The sequence below is a fragment of the Prosthecobacter sp. genome, from assembly GCF_049294395.1.
Taxonomy (GTDB): Bacteria; Verrucomicrobiota; Verrucomicrobiia; order Verrucomicrobiales; family Verrucomicrobiaceae; genus Prosthecobacter.
In genome coordinates this window covers 1-18,534 of record NZ_JBAQCR010000240.1, presented here as the reverse complement: position 1 = coordinate 18,534, position 18,534 = coordinate 1, and the positions used below count along the sequence as shown (strand labels likewise).

The window sequence follows — 18,534 nt, the reverse complement described above, 5'->3', positions numbered from 1 at the left end:
TTAAGAGCCGCTGCTTGAGCGGCCCCCACCAAGAGAATCGTTGATTGAACATGAGACTTGCCAGTGGCTCAAACTCACCGGGCGCACAATTTTTTTCCTTCAAACTGGTTTTAAAACACTGCCTAGTCGCTCGATGACCAAAGTTGGTATTTCTGACGTCGTGGTTTTCGCCTCATTTCTCCTTTTTCGGCTTCGGCTGCTCAGAGCCTTTGATGGTGAGAACGGGCACGGGCTCGTTCTTGCCTGCAAAGGAATTCCATGCCTGCTGAAACACGGCGGCATCGCGCACATCACCTTCGGCCACGAGCCATTGGTAGTGCAGCTTGAAGGGAGCTTCGGCGGTGGCTTTGCCTTTCGGGAACATGCCGAAGCGGCCGTAATCGCGATAGGCTGAGGTGGCGGTGCCCTTTGGATTGTCGGGATGATTGAGAATCACGACGGTGAAGGTTTTGCCCTCCACGGTGAAGACTTCGGCGGCCCATGGCAGGTCCTTGACCTTGTGGGCGTCAATGTTCTCACCGGGGAAAATGTAGGTCGTCGTTTTGGTGTCCACCAGTTCGGAAGGGCGGAACTGCGCACCGGCGTGTTCAGGATCGCCACTCATCTCAGCCTCGCCGCTGACAGGCTTGATGGCGCTGGTCATGTCGATGCCGAGATAGAACGGCTTCGCGGGGGTGGAGAAGGTGAAGTGGCGCTCTTCCGTCAAAAACGCATCTTTGGTATCTCCCTGCCAGTCGATCACGGCAGTGAAGCTGGAATCGCCGGGTTCGATTTTGGTCACGACCTGATCGCCGCCTTTCATGTGCCAGCGGTCGTAGGATTTGCCACCATAGCTGATCTTGCTGAAGCCGAGGAAGATGCCGCGATGATGGGTGAAGTTGAAGCCCGGACCTTTGGTGAGGCGGGCGGCTCCGGTGGAATCGAAGACGTGCAGATAGGGTTTGTAGGTGTCGTGATGGCGATCAGGTGTGCTCAGATCATTTGCCATCATGAGCCGGGCGACGACTTTGCCGCCGTTTGAAATATCGACGTGGTCTTTTTCCGCGACCGTGATTTCAAAGGCGGCGGCGTTGAGTGCTAGAGCGAAAAGGATGAGGGGGGTGGATTTCATGCGAGAATTTTTTGAATGACTTTGGCGCCTTCGACGCCGGAGAGCCTGGCGTCGAGGCCTTGGAATTTGAAACTGAAGGCGTCGTGCTGGATGCCGAGCTGGTGGAGCATCGTGGCGTGAAGGTCGTGCACGGTGGTGATGTTTTCCTGTGCGGCATATCCGAGGTCATCGGTGCTGCCGAAGGTGACGCCGCGCTGGACGCCCGCACCCGCGAGCCACATGGACATGGCCTTGTTGTGATGATCCCGGCCGATGGGGCCTTTGTTGCCCTGCGCCATGGGCGTGCGGCCGAACTCACCGCTGAAGACGATGAGCGTGTCATCAAACATGCCGCGCTGCTTGAGATCTTTGATCAGCGCCGCGCAAGCCTGATCTACTTCTTTGGCACGCAATGGCAGTTCTTCCTTGAGCAGGCTGTGGTGGTCCCAGTCACGATGGTAGAGCTGGATAAAACGGGTGCCGCGCTCGGCGAGACGACGGGCAAGAAGGCAGTTCGACGCGAAGGAACCGTCACCGGGCTGACAGCCGTAGAGTTCGAGTGTTTTGGCACCTTCACCGCGGATGTCCATCAGCTCAGGCACGCTGGCCTGCATTTGAAACGCCATTTCATACTGGGCGATGCGGGTGGCGATTTCGGGATCATCGCAGAGAGCGGCATGCTGTTTATTGAGCGCATTGATGGCGGTAAAATCGCGGCCCTGGCGCTCACGCGTGACACCGTTTGGGCTGGTGAGGTAGAGAACGGGATCGCCGAGCGAGCGCAGCTGCACGCCTTGATACTTGGATGGCAGGAAGCCGCTGTTCCATTGCCGTGCGGCGATGGGCTGCGGATTGCGGCCTTTGCCGGTGGACATCATCACGACGAAACCGGGGAGATCATCCGCCTCGCTGCCGAGGCCGTAGGTTACCCACGAACCCATGCTAGGGCGGCCGGCGATCTGAGAGCCGGTGTTCATGAACATGTGAGCTGGATCGTGATTGATCGCGTCCGTCGTCATCGAGCGCACGAGGCAGATGTCATCTGCGACTCCGCCGATGTGCGGCAGCAGTTCCGAAAGCTCCGTCTGGCATTTGCCATACTTCTGAAAGCGGAACATCGGTCCTTTGCACACGAGCTTCTGCCCCTGGAGCTGCGCAAGCTGCTGCCCTTTCGTGAATGACTCCGGCATTGGCTTGCCGTCCATCTCCGCCAGCTTCGGTTTGTGGTCGAAGAGCTCCAACTGCGAGGGGCCACCGGCCATGGTGAGCCAGATGACACGCTTGGCTTTTTGCGGCAACGGCAGGGTGCCAAGGACACCGCGAGATGCGGCATTCAAAAGCTGCGGCTGCAAAAACGATGCCAGAGCCACGCTGCCGAGACCATGCGTGGTGCGGCCGAGAAAGGCGCGGCGGGTTTGGGCGGAGGTCGAGTGCATGGTTCAGCTCCTCGTAATGGTTTCGTGCAGGTTCAAAATCACGCGCGCGACGTGCGCCCAAGCCGCGAGTTCACTTGAATTTAAATTGGGTGAGACTGGCGCTGCACCGGTTTTGAGCAGTTCCGTCGCGGCAGCTGGTTCCTTTTGATAATCGGCGAGCTGTTGGGCAAACAATGCCGAGAGCGTCTTGAGTTCTTCCGCGCTGGGTTTGCGTTGCAAGGCCTGCTGAACGGCCCAGATGATGCGCTGGCTGGCATCACCGTGGCATTCGGTCAGGATGCGAGCGGCAAAGACGCGGGCGGCTTCGACATAGGTCGGATCGTTCAGCAGGACGAGAGCCTGTTGCGGGATGTTGGAACGGTTGCGCTCGGCCACACATTCCTCACGACTTGGTGCGTCGAAGGCGAGCATGGACGGATGCGTGAAGCTGCGCTGCCACCAAGTGTAGAGGCCGCGTCGATACAGACCTTCACCGCTGTCATTCTGCCACTCGCGCGTGGGGAAGTTCAGATTTTCCCAGTATTTGGCGGGCTGGTAGGGCTTCACACTTGGGCCACCGATTTTGGGGACTAGCAGGCCGGAGATGGTAAGCGCATTATCGCGCACGAGTTCGGCATCCAGACGGAACGGGCTCTGGCGTGCACACTCGCGGTTGTAGGGATCGGCGGCGGTGAGTTCCTTCGTGGAGGTGGAGACCTGCTGGTAGGTTGCGCTGCTTACAATGACGCGGATCATGTGCTGCATGTCCCAGCCGCTGTCCATGAATTCGCAGGCCATCCAGTCGAGCAGCGCGGGATTCACCGGCGGCTCGCCCTGTGCGCCGAGATCATCGAGCACCTTGCTCAAACCGGTGCCGAAGAACTGTTTCCACAGGCGGTTCATCACCGTGCGGGCGGTGAGCGGATTTTCCTTGGAAACGAGCCACTGGGCGAGATCGAGGCGGGTGAGATCACGACCTTCGATTTTGGGCTTTGGCAGGTAGCCGGGCAGTGCGGCCTTCACGACTTCACCGCTTTCATCCATCCAGTTCCCACGCGGCAGGATGCGCACCGTGCGCTTGTTGGTGTCGCTGATGGAGACGATGCACTTGGGCGCGTTGTTTTCGAAATCCGCCTTCTCCTTTTCGGTAGTCGCGATCTTTGTGCGGAGGTCGCTGAGTTCAGGAGCGATCTGCTTGTAAGCGGCGGTGAGTTTCTGCTTTTGCTCAGGGGTACGCTTATCCGGCGCTGTTTTGAGGATTCCAGCAATTTCGGCAGCCGGGAGGGATGTGCCGGGCGCACGGATGGGCTTGGGTGCGCTGGTGCTGCTGAGACGCAGATTGGCGATCTCATGATTTTCTCCCCAGCCAAAGGTGAGTGTCAAAGTGACTGCGGCATTGGCTTCTGTGACAGGCGCGGCGAGTTCGAGGTAGAGAGATTGGTCGGCTCCCGTGGCACCAAGAACACCCCAGCCATTTTCTTTTTTGTCGGCGATTCCGTCGATGGCGGTGGCGGCTGGAAAGGTCTTTTGCTCAAACGTGGCGCTGGCAAAAGTGACGGGGAGCTTGTTCTTTCCGCCTGTGGTGAGAGTGACTTCGCTGAGAACGAAGTTGCCATTCGAGGCGAGGCCGATGCCGAGCAGCTTTTCCTTGAGCGCTTCAAGGCGGATGCCTGTGGTGCCCAGCGGCAGCTTGGTGGTGAGGGTGTAGGTCTCGGTGCCGTCGTTCTGCTTCCGCTCGTTGCGTTTGGCGTCGATGGTGGCGCGCACCACGCCTTCTTTGTCGGCCTTGAGAGCCACATTTTTCTTGGCTGATGACGCCGTGACTTGTTTCAATGGCTGCCACATTCCGCTGGCGGTCACGGCCTCCAGCGCCTGCTTTTCCCATTCCGCCTGTGCGGGGGCGAGTTCGGGGCGTGGCTTGGCAAATTCGGCCTGCAGTGCAGCTAGGCGCTGCGCGATGTCGGTCTGACGCTTCAGACCTGCTTCATCGAGCACCATCATGCCGGGTTCGCGACGGCCGAGAATCGGCTCCTTGATGTCGGCAAAAAAGGCGCCGAGCGAGTAGAAGTCACGCTGAGTCCAAGGATCGAATTTGTGATCGTGGCACTGGCAGCAGCCGGTGGTCTGACCGATCCAAGCATTGCCCACGGCTCGGACGCGGTCTGTGAGCATGCGCTGTTCATAGTCCTTGGCCTGTGCTCCGCCTTCTTCAGTGGATAGCAGCAACCGATTGAATGCGGAGCCGACTCGAGTTTCCTGAGTGGCATCTGGCAGGAGATCGCCGGCGATTTGTTCGAGGGTAAAGCGGTCGAAGCGTTTATTGCTGTTGAAGGACTGAATGACGTAGTCGCGGTAAGGCCACACGTTGTGGGGATTGTCACTATGATAGCCGATGGTGTCGGCAAAGCGCACGACATCGAGCCAGCCGATGGCCATGCGCTCGCCGTAGTGTGGATTTTTGAGCAGGCTTTCGACCAGCTTTGCATAAGCGGCAGGCGATGAGTCTTTTTCAAAGGCTGCCACTTCCTCCGGCTTGGGCGGCATGCCGATCAGATCCAGGTAAAGCCTGCGGATCAAAGTCCGAGCGTCGGCCTGGGGCGAAGGCTTGAGCCCGATCTGCGCGAGACGCTGCTGCACCAGCACGTCCACGCCGTTCTTGCCTGCCGGGATCGCCGCCTTCACCGGTTTCTCATAGGACCAATGCTGCTGATAGGCCGCACCCTGATCGATCCATTTTTTCAAAATGTCCTTCTGCCGCTGCGTGAGCTTCTTGTGCGAATCCGGCGGCGGCATGAGGTCGTCTTCATCAGAGGTAAGGATGCGCGAGACGAGTTCGCTCTTCGCCGCCTTGCCGGGAATGAACGCCTCTGCTTTTACGGCCTCGTCGCGGATGTCCAGCCGCAGATCAGCCTCCCGGTGCTTGGGATCGTTGCCATGGCAGTAGAAGCAGTTGTCCGACAGGATTGGCTGCACATCGCGATTGAACTCGATCTTGGCCGGAACAGGAGGTTCGGCGGCGTGGAGGCCGAGTGTGGCAAGCAGAAGAAGACAGGTTGGTTTGGTCATAACAAGGGTGCATCTAAAGAACGGAACCAAAGCATGGGATATTCTCACATCGCGCATGGGAAATCCGGTAGTGAAGACCCAGATTTCAGACTGTTGCGGCCACCACATCCGAGACCGGATGCAAAATCGTCTCGGCTGAGATGCGCGAGGGCAGGGAAGTGAGAATGACGCAGGTCGTGTCGGTCGCTGGATCGGCCCAGGCGAGTGTGCCGGTCGACCCGCTGTGGCCAAAACTCTCCTGGGAGCAGCTTTTGCCGAATCCTTCTGGCTCCAAGGCGAAGCCGATGCCTCGACGGGCGGAGAGGCCCGGGGTGTGGTTTTGCAGCATCAGGCGTATCGTCTCTTCACGAAGCATCTTGGCATATGGGCGCATGAAGGCTCCAAGGAAGCGCGCCACATCGGCGGCGGAGCCGTGCGCACCACCCCATGGTGCCGCGAGATTGCGCCAGTAGGGGCTGTTCCAGTCCCAGGAGGCGGCTTGAGGATCTCCCGCGCCGGATTCGGGCGCCGCGTGTTCTGTCTGGCAGCGGATTGTGTCTGCCAGTTTGAAGCGGCCAAGGCCCAGAGCGGTGTGAGTCATGCCGAGCGGTGTGAAAACCTCCTTTGCCAGAAAATCCGGTAATGGCGTTTTGGTGAGGCGCTCCACAATTTCAGCCGCGAGCAGGATGCCCATGCTTTGGTAGTGATACTTCGTCCCCGGAGTGAACAGCAGCGGCGTGCGGATCGCGCCTTTAACAAACTCGGAGAGGGGGGCATGGCGGGAACGCAACTGGGTGTTGTTCTCCAGTTGATCCGGCAGGCCGGAAGTGTGCGCGAGCAATTGCTCGATGGTGATCTGTTTGCGTTCACCTTCGTTGAACTCCGGGATGAATTTCATCGCGGGATCGCTGAGCCGCAGTTCTCCGCGATCTGCCAGCACCATCACGCCCGTTGCTGTCATCGTTTTCGTGATGGATGCGAGAAGAAAAACAGCATCTGCATTTCCCGCTTGGCCAAAGGCTTGCTGAAACGTGTCTTTGCCCTGCCTCACATGCAGCACGGCGGATTCGAGAATGCCGGCATCGACTTGCTGCTGGATGATCTGGGCGGCGGATTGCATGCGGTCAGGAGTGATGCTGTGGCTTTTCGTCGCCGCAAGGCCGGTCAGCAAGGTCAGGATGGAGCGGCGGTTCATTGAGCAGTTTCTTTTTTTGCGGGTTCTTTGGCCTGGATGATGAAATCAAAGAGCTGGCCGTAATGCTTGTCGTCGAGCGTGATGTCCATGGGCACCATCTGCACGCCAGCTGAGACTTGGGCGGGATTGGCGGTGAGTTTGATCTTAAAGCTCTGGCGTGATTTCGCAGGGACAGAGCCTTCGAGGAAGGCGGGATCTGCGGTGATGCCGGGCGGAAGCTGAAGCGCGATGCGATGCCGCTGCACAGTGTCGCGGAAATTACGCACAGAAATGCTGACTTCCTGCGTGCTCTGCTTCTGGAGGTCCACACGATACGGATAGGCGCTGACCCAATATGGATCATAGAGAAACTCATAGTTCGCGTCGGGCAGCAGCTCCTTGTATTCGCGGATGATGCGCTGCGCCCAGTCGTGATAGCGCTCGATGAAAGCCTTGGGCTCGGTCATCAACACACCGTGCGCGCCCATGATGATGTCGGGCTGGAGCTTTTGCAGGTATTTGGCGGCGACGAGGTATCCCTCATCAATGATGGCGCTGTTGCGTGCGTTGACGCATTCGTGGCCGTTCTGCGAGGCGTCGGCGGGATCGCCAAAAAGGTTGTCGCCGGTGAAGACGATTTTTTTGCTATCGAGCTCCAGCCACAGGGCATTTCCAAACTCGGTCTGGCCGGGCATCCAGTCGATGTGAAGCTTGAAGCCTTCCCACTCGATCACCTCACCTGCTTTGAGGATGCGGTCGATCTTGGCCTGCTCAAATCCGGCGTTGTAGGCGCCGATCATCGCGGGGTAGTCGTAGTAGCGCGGGTTTTCGCATTTGTCAGCGATGGTGTCCATCGTCCAGAATTTCACGCCATGGTCCTTCAGCGCAGGGAAGAGTGTGAAATGGTCTCCGTGCGAGTGGGAGATCCAGCAGGCGTCGATCTGTTTCAGCCCCAGAAACTCCTTCATGTCGCTGATGATGCGTTCGAGCACGAGCTTCGGAAACAGGCCGCAGTCCAGCAGCAAAGCATGGCCGCTGTCGGCGATGATGATGGCAAAGTTCTTTCCCGCCATCTCCGGGCCGAACATGTAGAGGTGTGGCGTCACCTGCACAATGTAGTGGGCCTTGGTGGTTTTTGTTGCCGGGTGCTGCGGGCGTTTGCCGAATGATTCAACGGGATAGCCGCGCACGTAATCCGGACGGAACTGGGTGAGTCGGTCCTTGTAGGTCTGGAATTGCGCCGTGGCATTCGCGATGACCAGGCCCTGTGATGCCAAGGCGGTGTCCGGCTTGAGTGTGATCAGCTTGTCCACTGTGTAGATGAGCGCATCGAGCCCCTTGGCAAAGCCGTAGTCCCACTCGGTGTCGAACCAGTTGGTCATTTTAGCACCGTCATGCATGATGCCGCCGCTGAAGGCCAGCGTGCGCCCGCCTTGATTGAGCATGAAACTCATCCCGCCAGGCGAATGGCCCGGGGTGCTCACGCAGGTGAGTGTGAGGCCATACCAAGTGAAGGTGTCGCCATCCACGAGTCCCTTGTCGATCTTCACCGGCTGGGCTGGCGGGCGGAGGTAGCTGGAGCCATGAACCGTGAATTTATCGCTGAGGCGCGGGTTCCAGTGGCGAAACTCATTGGGAGTTTCGAAGAAAGCCTGCTCCTCCTTTGGTGCGGCGACTTGGGTCGCTTGGCGGTCAAGCTTCGATGTCCCCTGGCATTGCTCGCGATGATGATCGGTGAAGAGAACCCAATCGACCTGCTTCACGCCGATTTCCGCCAAATGAGCCAGCACACTGCCATCGCCCAGATTGATGAGCAGGGCGCGGTCATCGTGCTTCAGCACATAGACGTTGCAGGTGTCCTGCCAGAGAAAGACGTCAGGCACCGGTTGTTGGAACTCGGCGAACGCGAGGCTTCGGAGGATGAAGAATGCGGCGAGGAGGCGGATCATGCGACTATCAACGGCGCGAACGGGTGCTTCGCTTCAATCTCGATTGAGTTCGTTCAGCACCGCGAGAGTCATGGCTTTGACGCCGAAGGTGATCGAGGGCGCTGGTTCGGGACGATAGAACGGGGAGTGCAGGCTGGGCAGGATTTCGCCGGTGGCTTTCGCTTGCTCGATCTTTTCGGGTGCGACGGTGCCGAGCCAGGCGAGGAAGACGGGGATCTTTTCGGGGGTCATTGCATAACGGGAGAAATCCTCGCCGGCCATCGTGGGCTTGCGTTCGATGAGGCTGGTTTTGCCGAAGGCATCTACCCAAACCTGGGTCACGCGTGCGGTGAGCGCTGGATCGTTGTGCACTGAAGGAGTGCCGGGGCCGACCAAAGAAATTTCCGGGAGCAAATTTTCCGGCAGTCCGGCGGCGATGCCTAGACCACGGCAAATGCGTTTGATCGAATCCAGCACTTGTTTGCGTGTCTCGGGACTGGTGGTGCGCACGGTGAGGCCGAGTTCTACCTTGTCGGGGATGATGTTGCTCTTGGTGCCGCCGATGAATTTGCCCACGGTGATCACGACCGGCTCCACTGGATGCAATTCACGGCTGTCGATCGTTTGCAACGCCAATACGATCTGCGAGGCGAGCACGATGGGATCCTTGGTCAGGTTCGGCATCGCACCGTGACCGCCGATGCCTTTAACGACGATGTCAATGGTGTCGGTGCTCGCCGTGGCAGGACCGCTGGTGAAACCGAAGGTGCCGGTTGCGAGACTTGAATCGCAATGCAACGCCAGACAGACATCGGGCTTGGGAAAGCGTTGAAACAGGCCGTCCTCGATCATCGCCAGTGCACCCATTCCGCGTTCCTCCGCCGGTTGTGCGATGAATACGAGCGTACCTTTCCATTGATCTTTCGAAGCCGCGAGCGCCCGAGCTACGCCGATCCAGCAGGTCATGTGCATGTCGTGGCCGCAGGCATGCATGACGGAGACTTCGTTGCCCGCGTCATCCTTGGTGGTCGTCTTGCTGGCGTAAGGAACCGAGCCGATCTCGCGCACTGGCAGTCCGTCCAGATCCGTGCGCACGAGCACCGTCCGCCCCGGCCCGTTTTTTAACACGGCCACCACGCCAAAACCGCCAACCTTTTCTGTCACCTCAAAGCCTGCTTTTCTTATTTCGTCCGCCATGCGAGCGCTCGTTTTCTCCTCATGAAACGAAAGCTCGGGGTGCGCATGCAGATGCTCATAAAGCTGGATCAACGAGGGCCGTTGCTCCTCAATAAAGGAATCGAGCGGAGCCTCGGCGTGCAGGCTGGCGGTGAGAATGAGGGCGAAAATGAACGGCTTCATGGGTGAAAGGTGGTGATACAAGCCTGGCATTACAGCTCCTTGATGAAGATGTGGCGGAACTCCACCCCGTCCTTGTGGTTTTGCAGGGTGATCGGTCCTTCGGCTGGTATGTCCTTCACGCGTGCACCTTGGATCACCTCCTTGCCGTTGAGCGAGACATCCACGCGATCCCCACGCAGCGTGATGATGAAGCGATTCCACTCGCCGGGGCCGTTATCGGCGCGAACGCTGGGCATGGTTTTCATCCGTTCTTCCTTGGTGGCCTGCGCGTCCTTGAACTTGGTGCCGACCTCACCACTGCCGCAGGGCTGGCACCAGATGTTGATCTGCGCCGAACGCGCGCCGCGCAGAAACAAGCCGCTGTCGCCCCAGGTGAGGTTGTCTTTCATGATCACCTTGCCGGCGGCATCGGTATGGAACTGCCCGTCGTCCATGAGCCATTGGTGCGGTTTCACCACCGGTTTGCCAGTAAGCCGCCAGTCGATCATCAGGGTGAAGTCTTTGTATTCCTTCGAGGTGGAAAGGTTGTAGTCCTTGCCGGCCACGCGCGGTGGTTCGTCAGTGCGCAGGCGGATGGTGCCATTCGTGATCTCCCACACGCCATCGAGATGCGGGTCATGCTGCCAATTGGCCCAGGTACGTCCATCGAAGAGAGCAATGAAATCTGCGGGTGGCAGCTCTCCTCCTAAGCGCTGGCCATCCTCGCCGGATGGCGGCGTCTTGCCGTCTGATATGCGAGCGGCGATCATGCTGGCCAAGGTACTGAAAGCCGAGGTTTTGATGAAATCACGTCGGGAGGCCTGCGAATGAATCAGTGTGTTCATGTGATGGCTCCAGAGGTTCAATTCATGCTGAGAGAACGCATGGCGGGAGGAATTCATACGGGCATGTGCTGCGCCGGTTCATCGCGCAGCAGACATGCCGTTCGCCCCCTTCGTGCGCCAAGGCCGCACAATCGGGTATCCAATGATCACGCAGGCTTCACCGAGAAATCGCTGTCGTCGAGGGAACGCAGGATGAGCTCACGGGGAACGCAGAAATCGTCCATTTCAAGGCAGCTCACAATGCCGTTGGCGATGTGCTCGGGTTTGAGAAAGAGCTGCTTCGGTGCCTGGCGCTGGGAGGCATCGTCCCAGAACGCCGTGTCCACGCCGCCGGGCAGGATGGCGGTGACGCGGATGCGATGGGCGGCGGCTTCTTCGGCGAGGCCCTGGGTGAAGCCGCGCACGCCCCACTTCGCGGCGCAGTAAACGGTCTCGCTGGGAATGCCGCGCAGGCTGGCGGTGGAGATGACGTTGATGATGTGGCCGCGCTTGTGCGGGATCATGGCTTTCAATGCGGCCTGAGAGCCGAGAATGGTGCCTTTGAGGTTCACCGCGAGCATGAGGTCGATCTCCTCTTCGGTGTAGTCAGGAATCCACCGATGACGTGCGAGACCCGCGTTGTTCACCCAGACGTCAATGGGGCCGAGTCGTTCAGTGATTTGATTGACGGCCGACTGCACATCAGCAGCGCGTGAGACATCACAGCGGATCGACAATGCATGTGGATAATCGAGCGTGACGTTTTCGAGATCAAGCAAAGCCACACGCGCACCGCGTGCGAGCAGGGCTTGAGCAGTGGCGAGACCGATGCCTTTGGCGCCGCCGGTGACGGCGCAGACTTGGTTGATGAGATTCATGGTTCTTTGATTTTGGTTCCTTGTTGTTCCAAGGGTTGGGTCATTGCCTGAATGGCGGATTCTTTGCCGTAGGCGGTGAGTGCATCGCCAGGCAGGATCATATCGTCCCGGGCAGGAATGCCGGAGTGGGTGTGGCCATCGCGCTTGATGGCGAGGATCACGACGCCTCGGTCCCAGGGGCGTGACTCGCGAAGAGTGCGGCCTGCGAGGTAGGTTCCCGGCGGCACCTCAATCTCGGAAACGACGTAGCCGTGCTGGATGCGCAACAGCAGCTCGTAATCAAGCGCATGCACCATGCCGGTGCGCTCAAGGGTGCGCTGGATGATGTGGTCGAGCACTTTTTGAAACCAGGTGAGCCGGCTGATGAAAAGCATCACGATGAGTCCTCCGGTGAGCCAGCTGAGCATGAGCATGGTGTCGCCACCCGAACTGCTTTGCAGGAGAGTGACAATGAGCGTGGCGAGCGCGGAGGTGAGTCCCACATTCCCGGCCAGAATGAGGTCTCGGATGATGCGACGGCGCACGGGGTGGTTCACGACGAGTTCCGTCTCTTTGGTGGTGAATCCGACCCCGAAAAAAGCGGAGTAGGCCTGAAAACTCGCCGTGTCCCAGCTGATGCCGGTCATCATCAGCGCGGTTGAACCCACCCGCACTACCAGCAGCGAGACGAGGGCAATGATAAACAGTGCGATGACAGGGGCGACCATGAAGGAAGACGAATGATTACCTCAAAATGACGCTGGATCAGAGGTGCTTCTCGCTGAGGGATTTGTCGTGGTCGTAGATTTGCTCCTTCGTCTGATGGCCCTTCATGTCCCAGTAGCGGTTCAGGCCGTGGCGCTGGCCGTGGTCAAAGTTGGTTTCAGCAGACTGCTGGCCATTCTCCCACCATTCCTTCATCACGCCGTGCATCTTGCCGTCGATGTAAGGGTATTCACCAGCCGTCTTGCCGTTCGAGTGTTTGTTGCGGATGAGGCCGGTGTAGGGTTTGCCCTTGTAGGTCGCCTCCTTGCCGTCGTTGAGCATTTCGACTTCCTTGTCGGCGAAACCGACTTCAGTCGGCTGTTTTTCGACCGGGGCGGATTGTTTTTCTCCGCAGGAAGTCAGGCTGAGGGCGCAGAGCAGGAGGGTGAGGAGCTGTTTCATGCGCGCAGGTTGAAGATGGAGCGAGGGTTTTCAACTCGCAGCTCTGCTCACTTTGAGGCCAGCGCCTTCTTCCACTCCGCCGGTGCTCCGGGCAGTGTCTCTGCAAGGATGCGGCGGATGTGGCCGCGTTCGGTGGTGGTGAGGTAGTCAAAGTGGCCGGATGTGTCCTTGCCATCAAGGATGTTCCAGAGGCGGGTGAGGACGGTTTGCTTCAGCGGAGCGGTGAGGTGCTGGAAGGTGAGGGAATAAACCATGTAGCTGCAGCGGTGCTTGAACAGGCGGTGCAGGAGCTGGAAGTCCTTCAGGCTGCGGCCGTCGCTGCTCTGCGGGGCGCGTTTGGTGAAGGCGGTCTGGAAGGCGGGATCTCCTTCGATGCCGCCTTCAGGCAGGGAGGCTTCGTCTTTGAAGAGCAGGGCTTCGACGACGTCCTCGGCGGCATGGTCAATGATGCGGCGGGCAGTGCCGGTGGGTTCGCTCATGACGGTTTCGCCCAGTTCGCGCTGAAGACTCGTCTGCATGTGCATGGCACGCAGGGCGGCGTGGTTCGCCTTGGTGAGGATGTTTTGCACGCTGGTCTGATGCTCCAGCACCATGAGGGCGACGATGTCGCTCTGCTTGCGTTTGTAGGGAGTGACGTCGAAAAACTTGGCGAGGTCGGTGATGTTGGAGCCGGCTTTGAAGTCGATGTTGATGGACTGGTCGTTTTTCTCGGTAGCTGTGACGTTGCCGCGGTGCAGGATGCTGCCATGCTTGCCGGTGACGTACCAGCCGCCCCAGCGGTCGGTGAACGGGGTGGTCGTATCAACGACCGTGCTACCCTGGCTCATGATGGGGTGGCCTTCAGGGCCGGGATAGACGGAGCGCACAATGACGCCGGGCACCTCGGGGGTGAAGGGGCCGCCGTGGCAGCTCAGGCAGCTGTTGTCTCGCTGAAAGTGCAGGGGTTTGGCGGGCACTTCATAAGGATCGAGCAGGTAAAAGATGGGGCCGAGCTTCGGATCAATGGTGGCAACCTCGATCGAGCCACCGAGACAGTAGCCGACGTAGGCGTTGTCACCGAAATAGACCACGCGCGGTGTCTGCGGGCTGATGCGGTCGTTCTGCTTGCTGGTCTTGGAGAAGACCATGACCTGTGACTCCTGAGGGATGTTGAACTGCTTCATGACATCGCGCAAAACGGTCCAGGCATCGGTACGGTCGATTTTAACTTTGCCTGCGGCCATCAGGCTTTCGAGCTGCTGAGCAGCGTCGTTGGGCATGGTATCAGAATAGCGGATGGGGGCGTTTTCGTATTCATCCTCGGCGTGGAGGGTGAGGAATGACGAAGCCAAAATGGCCAGACTCAACGGCAAGAAGGATGAGAGCTGCGTCGGAGACTTGGAGGCAGGGGAGGTCATGGCGGCTGATTGGATATTCGTCACTGCTGCGGCAGCAGCCTTGCTTTCATGTCTTTGCCTGCGGAACCGTTGACAAGATCGCGCAGCGTGTGGCGGTCGAGAGTTTCGTAAAAGGCGTTCACGGCCTGGGCAAGCGCACCCTTGAGACGGCAGGAACCGTTGATTGCGCAGGTGTTGTGCTGTTTGTCGAAACACTCGACGATGAAAGGTGTGTCCTCCGTGCGGCGAACGACCATGCCGATGCGGATGTCCTCCGGCGGCATGCCCAGAGCGATGCCGCCGCCTCTGCCACGGCGGGTTTCGAGGTAGCCGAGCTTGGCCAGGAAGTTCACCACCTTCACCAGATGGTGCCGCGAGATGTCGTAGGCTTCAGCGGCTTCGCTGAGGGAAAATGTTTCCCCCTTCAGCGCGGCAAACATAAGCACGCGCAGGGAGTAATCTGAGAAAAGACTGAGTCGCATGCCTCGATTTACGAGCACATGGGGTTAAACTTGCATATGGCATGCATGTTTAAACAAACTGCGACAAGGGAGGCGCAGTGGCGGACAAAATTGGCCTGACACGATGACAAAAAAGCCCGGAGGTTGACCCTCCGGGCTTTGAGATCCGATCTGCCAGAAATTACTTCTTCTTGGCGGGAGTGTGGGTGGCGCAGCAGGCGGCGGTGCTCTTCTTGGCGGCTGGAGTGCAGCAGGAGGAGCAATTCTCTTTCTTCTTGGCGAAGATGCAATGGCCGTTGGCGCAGCTGCTCAGCAGGAGACCGGAGGAGACGAGGGCAAGAGTAAGAAGTGATTTCATAGTGTGTGGTGTGTATGTCTTGTGACTGACAAAGGCCGGATGACCTCTGAGCAGCATTAAGAGTGGGAATAAAACGAGTTATTTCATGCAATCTCAAGAATAATTGAAAATTCGCCAAGATCTTGGCTCTGTTCCCTGGCATGAAAAAGCCCGGAAGGGTCGCTTCCGGGCTTCAAAGGCGAATGAATCACCTCACTGGAATCAGCCTTCCTTGAGGGATTCCACTTTCTTGTGGGAGCTGACGGCGGTGACTTTCTTGCCGACGAGCTTGTCAGCGCCGGTGACGGCAGCGGTCAGGGTGAGCGTGACGTCTTTGCCGCCAGCGTCAATCACGATGGACTTGGAGTCAGCGTTAACGGACTTGAGCTTGCCGCTGGTGGTTTCGGTTTTGCCGCAGCCTGCGAAGGCGGACACGGAGAGGCCGAGGACGGCGAGGGTGGTGAGGATGGATTTCATGTTGAGTTGGAGTGTGGTTAGCTTTCCGTCAGGAAGTGACCGATCGGATTTGCAGTCATTCAAAACGAAAGCCGCCCCCCCTGACAATCAAAAAATGTGGGGTTTTTGAAAAAAGCTCGTCACATGGGCCCGGGCTGTGCCACGCTGGTTGGATGAAGTCTCCGGCCCTCCTTTCAATGCTCGCCTTTATGGTGTTTGCAGCCCCCTGCCTGGCGCATCCGCTGCCAGATGTCGCGGTGCGTGCCCATTTTGAGCAAAACGGGGACTGGATGATGCAGGTGGAGATCGACCCGCGCAGCTTCCAGCCGGATCCCAATGTGGCCCCCTACCTTACCAATGCCGATCTCGGAGTCACCCCGGCGGAACAGCAGGAAAAACTCAAGGCTCAGGCCCGTGAGTATGTGAAGAAGGTGGTCGAGGTCGTTCTCGATCCCGTGGTGGAGGTGAAGCCTGATCTTGCCTGGGAGTTTACCGCAGCAGAAAATGCCCCGCTTAAACTGCCAGAAGACCCGGTCATGCTCACCGGCACCTGGCGCACCAAGCTTCCTGCCGGCAGCACGGGCTACTCGATCAAGGCCCTGCCGACGGGAACACTGAGCGTCCTGTATCACAACACCGCCCTGGGCAAGAAAGTGGAGCGCTACCAAATCCTCTTTCCTGGTGAAACGAGCTACGTGCTGGATTTGAAAACCTTCACGCCGCGCACCAAGGCACCGCCGCCCATCACGGCGGATTCCGTACAGGCCGCAAATGCGCTGGACGGCGCAGATCCCATGTGCGCGCTGTGCGGCACCGGTTCGGATGGAGGATACTTTCTGCCGGTGGTGATATCCGTGGCAGTCCTTGTTGGGCTCGTCGCCTGGCTGCGAAAGAAGCGAACTGCTTGATCCTCAGGGGCAAGTTCCGTTTGCGCCGCCATCGTGTCCGCGTAAATGCCGCGCGTGAAACAGGCATTTGTATTGGGCGCAGGCATTGGTGAGAGGCTTAAACCGTTGACGGAGCAGCTTCCGAAGCCGCTGGTGCCGGTGTTTCACCGGCCGTTGATCACCTATGCATTTGATCACCTGATGGCGGCGGGCGTGTCACGTCTGGTGGTGAACACGCACCACATCCCGGAAGCTTATGCCGAGGCCTTTCCCGACCAAAGCTACAAGGGCACGCCGATCCAGTTCCGAAATGAGAGCCCGGTGCGCCTCGAAACCGCCGGCGGGATAGCCAATGTGCGTGATCTGCTCGGAAACGAGCCCTTTCTCGTCTACAACGGCGACATTCTCACTGACCTGCCATTGAAGCCGCTGCTCACTGAGCACCGTGAAAACGGTAATCTCGTCACCCTGGTGCTGCGCAGTCATGGGCCGTCGTTGCACATCGCTTTTGATCCCCGGCGTGGTCTCGTCACCGACATCCGCAACAAGCTTGGCACAGGTGACGAAGGGAAATACCTCTTCACCGGCATCTACGCCTGCGATCCGGCCATTCATGACTGGATCACTCCCGGCAAGGTCGAGTCCGTCATCCCCATCTTTCTCAACATGCTCCGCTCCGGGGCGAAACTCGGTGCCGTCGTGATTGATGAGGGCAGCTGGTGGGATCTGGGCAGCCGCACGGCCTATTTGTCAGCGCATTCAGCTTTGAATGGCATGTATGGCCCTGCGATCGATCCAGCGGCACAAATTGAAGCCGGGGCCGTGCTGCGTGGTATCAATGTCATCGGTGCTGGAGCCGTGATTGAAGCCGGAACACAATTGGAAGACAGCATCGTCTGGCCCGGGGGACGGGTTAAAGCAGGTGCTGATCTGAAGCGCTGCATCGTCCGCAGCGGCATCACGGCGGCGGGGAGTGCTGAAGACGTCGATTTTTAGGTGATAATTGCTTTGCGTTGGACATTCAGCGTCCGCATTCGTCATTCTACGTTTCCCCACCATGCTCCCCGAACACGAGGCTTTGCTCATTTTCACCCGCGAACAGTTCCCTGAACTTAACGGCACTCCGTGTGAAGTGGAGGTGATCCTCAAGGGGGCCTCTGACCGCCACTTCTACCGACTCAAATGGCAGGCTGAGCGGGAGCCGATGATCCTCATGGTTTACACCCTGGCGCGTCGTGACAATCCGAAGTTCGTCCCCGCCACCTATCGGCTGAGGAAAATCGGTGCGCATGTGCCGCAAGTGTATGCCTTCGATGAGCAGCGCCTTTGTGTCTGGCTGGAAGATCTGGGGCGCATCGATCTGCAGTCCTTCAACGACCACCCTTGGGAACGGCGTTTACCCCTTTATCAGGCGACCCTGCGTGAGGCGGCCAAGTTTCATGGCGTCGGTGAAAACACCCTCGCACCGGTGGATATCAACGAGCTGGAACCCGGCTTTGATGAGGCGCTTTACGAGTGGGAGCAGGGCTATTTCCTCGAGCACTTTGTGGGAGGCTATCTGGGGCGCGAGGTTGCCAATGCTGAGTACAACGCCGCTCATGAAACGCTCCGGCAGCTCCGCCGCCGTCTGGCCGGACTGCCGCGCTGCCTGGTGCATCGGGATTTTCAAAGCCAGAACGTGCTCATTCGCGGTGAGGACGCGTGGCTGGTTGACTATCAAGGCCTGCGCCTCGGCCGTGCCGAATACGACCTCGCCTCGCTGCTTTATGATCCGTATGTGAGCCTCACGAAGGCGGAGCGCGCCTGCCTGCTGGGCTACTATGCCGAGCATCGCAGTCTGGCGCTTCCTGACTTGAGTGAAGTTTTTTACCTCTGCGCCGCCCAGCGGCTCATGCAAGCGCTGGGGGCTTATGCCAATCTGAGCCGTAATCTTGGCAAACCGCACTACGAGCAGCACATCCCGGCTGCGGTATCGAATCTGGCCGAAGTCTGCGCCGAAGGGCAGGGGCTGCACGAGCTTCGCACGTTTTTTGCCGGCGGGCTGTGATCAGACTAGAGCATTTTAAATAATTATATAGCCATCCGGGTAGAGGCCTGCTATAAAGTGGTATGGCAACACTCTCTCTGGATTTACGTGAACGCATTGTCAGCGCCTATGACAAAGGTGAAGGCACGCGTG

Annotated in this window: 17 protein-coding genes; 3 read left to right on the top strand and 14 right to left on the bottom strand. The window is 58.7% G+C overall.

Annotated features, from left to right (window positions below; translation table 11 throughout):
* Positions 1-172: 172 nt before the first annotated feature.
* The 14 genes from WAW39_RS16480 to WAW39_RS16415 form a co-directional block, all read right to left on the bottom strand.
* The gene (locus WAW39_RS16480; RefSeq protein ID WP_422320277.1) at positions 173-1,111 is read right to left on the bottom strand and encodes a DUF6807 family protein; all 939 of its coding nucleotides are present in this window, start codon (positions 1,109-1,111) and stop codon (positions 173-175) included.
* A complete protein-coding gene (locus WAW39_RS16475; RefSeq protein ID WP_422320276.1) occupies positions 1,108-2,526 on the bottom strand; it encodes a DUF1501 domain-containing protein in 1,419 nt (472 codons plus the stop codon). The genes WAW39_RS16480 and WAW39_RS16475 overlap by 4 nt, the downstream gene beginning before the upstream one ends.
* Positions 2,527-2,529: 3 nt before the next feature.
* The gene (locus WAW39_RS16470) at positions 2,530-5,571 is read right to left on the bottom strand and encodes a PSD1 and planctomycete cytochrome C domain-containing protein (RefSeq protein ID WP_422320275.1); all 3,042 of its coding nucleotides are present in this window, start codon (positions 5,569-5,571) and stop codon (positions 2,530-2,532) included.
* Between the two features lie 85 nt (positions 5,572-5,656).
* Positions 5,657-6,745: a serine hydrolase domain-containing protein gene (locus WAW39_RS16465; RefSeq protein WP_422320274.1), complete on the bottom strand. Its 1,089-nt coding sequence runs from the start codon at positions 6,743-6,745 to the stop codon at positions 5,657-5,659.
* Complete coding sequence (locus WAW39_RS16460; RefSeq protein WP_422320273.1) at positions 6,742-8,673, bottom strand: MBL fold metallo-hydrolase; 1,932 nt, start codon at positions 8,671-8,673, stop codon at positions 6,742-6,744. The genes WAW39_RS16465 and WAW39_RS16460 overlap by 4 nt, the downstream gene beginning before the upstream one ends.
* A 33-nt stretch (positions 8,674-8,706) precedes the next feature.
* Positions 8,707-10,011 (bottom strand): M20 metallopeptidase family protein, encoded by a 1,305-nt coding sequence (locus WAW39_RS16455; protein ID WP_422320272.1) that lies wholly within the window; start codon positions 10,009-10,011, stop codon positions 8,707-8,709.
* Between the two features lie 29 nt (positions 10,012-10,040).
* Positions 10,041-10,835 (bottom strand): 3-keto-disaccharide hydrolase, encoded by a 795-nt coding sequence (locus tag WAW39_RS16450; protein ID WP_422320271.1) that lies wholly within the window; start codon positions 10,833-10,835, stop codon positions 10,041-10,043.
* A 146-nt stretch (positions 10,836-10,981) separates the two neighbouring features.
* Positions 10,982-11,692: an SDR family oxidoreductase gene (locus tag WAW39_RS16445; RefSeq protein WP_422320270.1), complete on the bottom strand. Its 711-nt coding sequence runs from the start codon at positions 11,690-11,692 to the stop codon at positions 10,982-10,984.
* Positions 11,689-12,399: a TrkA C-terminal domain-containing protein gene (locus WAW39_RS16440; RefSeq protein WP_422320269.1), complete on the bottom strand. Its 711-nt coding sequence runs from the start codon at positions 12,397-12,399 to the stop codon at positions 11,689-11,691. Before WAW39_RS16440 ends, WAW39_RS16445 begins: the two co-directional genes overlap by 4 nt.
* Before the next feature lie 37 nt (positions 12,400-12,436).
* Complete coding sequence (locus WAW39_RS16435) at positions 12,437-12,838, bottom strand: toxin-antitoxin system YwqK family antitoxin (protein WP_422320268.1); 402 nt, start codon at positions 12,836-12,838, stop codon at positions 12,437-12,439.
* A 47-nt stretch (positions 12,839-12,885) separates the two neighbouring features.
* Positions 12,886-14,235, bottom strand: a complete 1,350-nt coding sequence (locus WAW39_RS16430; protein ID WP_422320267.1) for a hypothetical protein — start codon at positions 14,233-14,235, stop codon at positions 12,886-12,888.
* A gap of 20 nt (positions 14,236-14,255) precedes the next feature.
* Positions 14,256-14,696, bottom strand: coding sequence for an Rrf2 family transcriptional regulator (locus tag WAW39_RS16425; RefSeq protein WP_397385209.1), 441 nt, complete (start codon positions 14,694-14,696; stop codon positions 14,256-14,258).
* Positions 14,697-14,856: 160 nt separating this feature from the next.
* The gene (locus WAW39_RS16420) at positions 14,857-15,033 is read right to left on the bottom strand and encodes a hypothetical protein (protein WP_422320266.1); all 177 of its coding nucleotides are present in this window, start codon (positions 15,031-15,033) and stop codon (positions 14,857-14,859) included.
* A 201-nt stretch (positions 15,034-15,234) separates the two neighbouring features.
* Complete coding sequence (locus WAW39_RS16415) at positions 15,235-15,489, bottom strand: hypothetical protein (protein WP_395730981.1); 255 nt, start codon at positions 15,487-15,489, stop codon at positions 15,235-15,237.
* 176 nt (positions 15,490-15,665) lie between these two features.
* Here WAW39_RS16415 and WAW39_RS16410 point away from each other — a divergent pair, with 176 nt between their 5' ends.
* From WAW39_RS16410 to WAW39_RS16400, 3 genes are all read left to right on the top strand, one after another.
* Positions 15,666-16,376 carry a hypothetical protein gene (locus tag WAW39_RS16410; RefSeq protein ID WP_422320265.1) on the top strand — a complete coding sequence of 237 codons (711 nt, stop codon included), beginning with the start codon at positions 15,666-15,668 and terminating at the stop codon, positions 16,374-16,376.
* Between the two features lie 54 nt (positions 16,377-16,430).
* The gene (locus tag WAW39_RS16405) at positions 16,431-17,351 is read left to right on the top strand and encodes a sugar phosphate nucleotidyltransferase (RefSeq protein WP_422320264.1); all 921 of its coding nucleotides are present in this window, start codon (positions 16,431-16,433) and stop codon (positions 17,349-17,351) included.
* 61 nt (positions 17,352-17,412) lie between these two features.
* Positions 17,413-18,402 carry an aminoglycoside phosphotransferase family protein gene (locus WAW39_RS16400; protein ID WP_422320263.1) on the top strand — a complete coding sequence of 330 codons (990 nt, stop codon included), beginning with the start codon at positions 17,413-17,415 and terminating at the stop codon, positions 18,400-18,402.
* Positions 18,403-18,534: the final 132 nt, after the last annotated feature.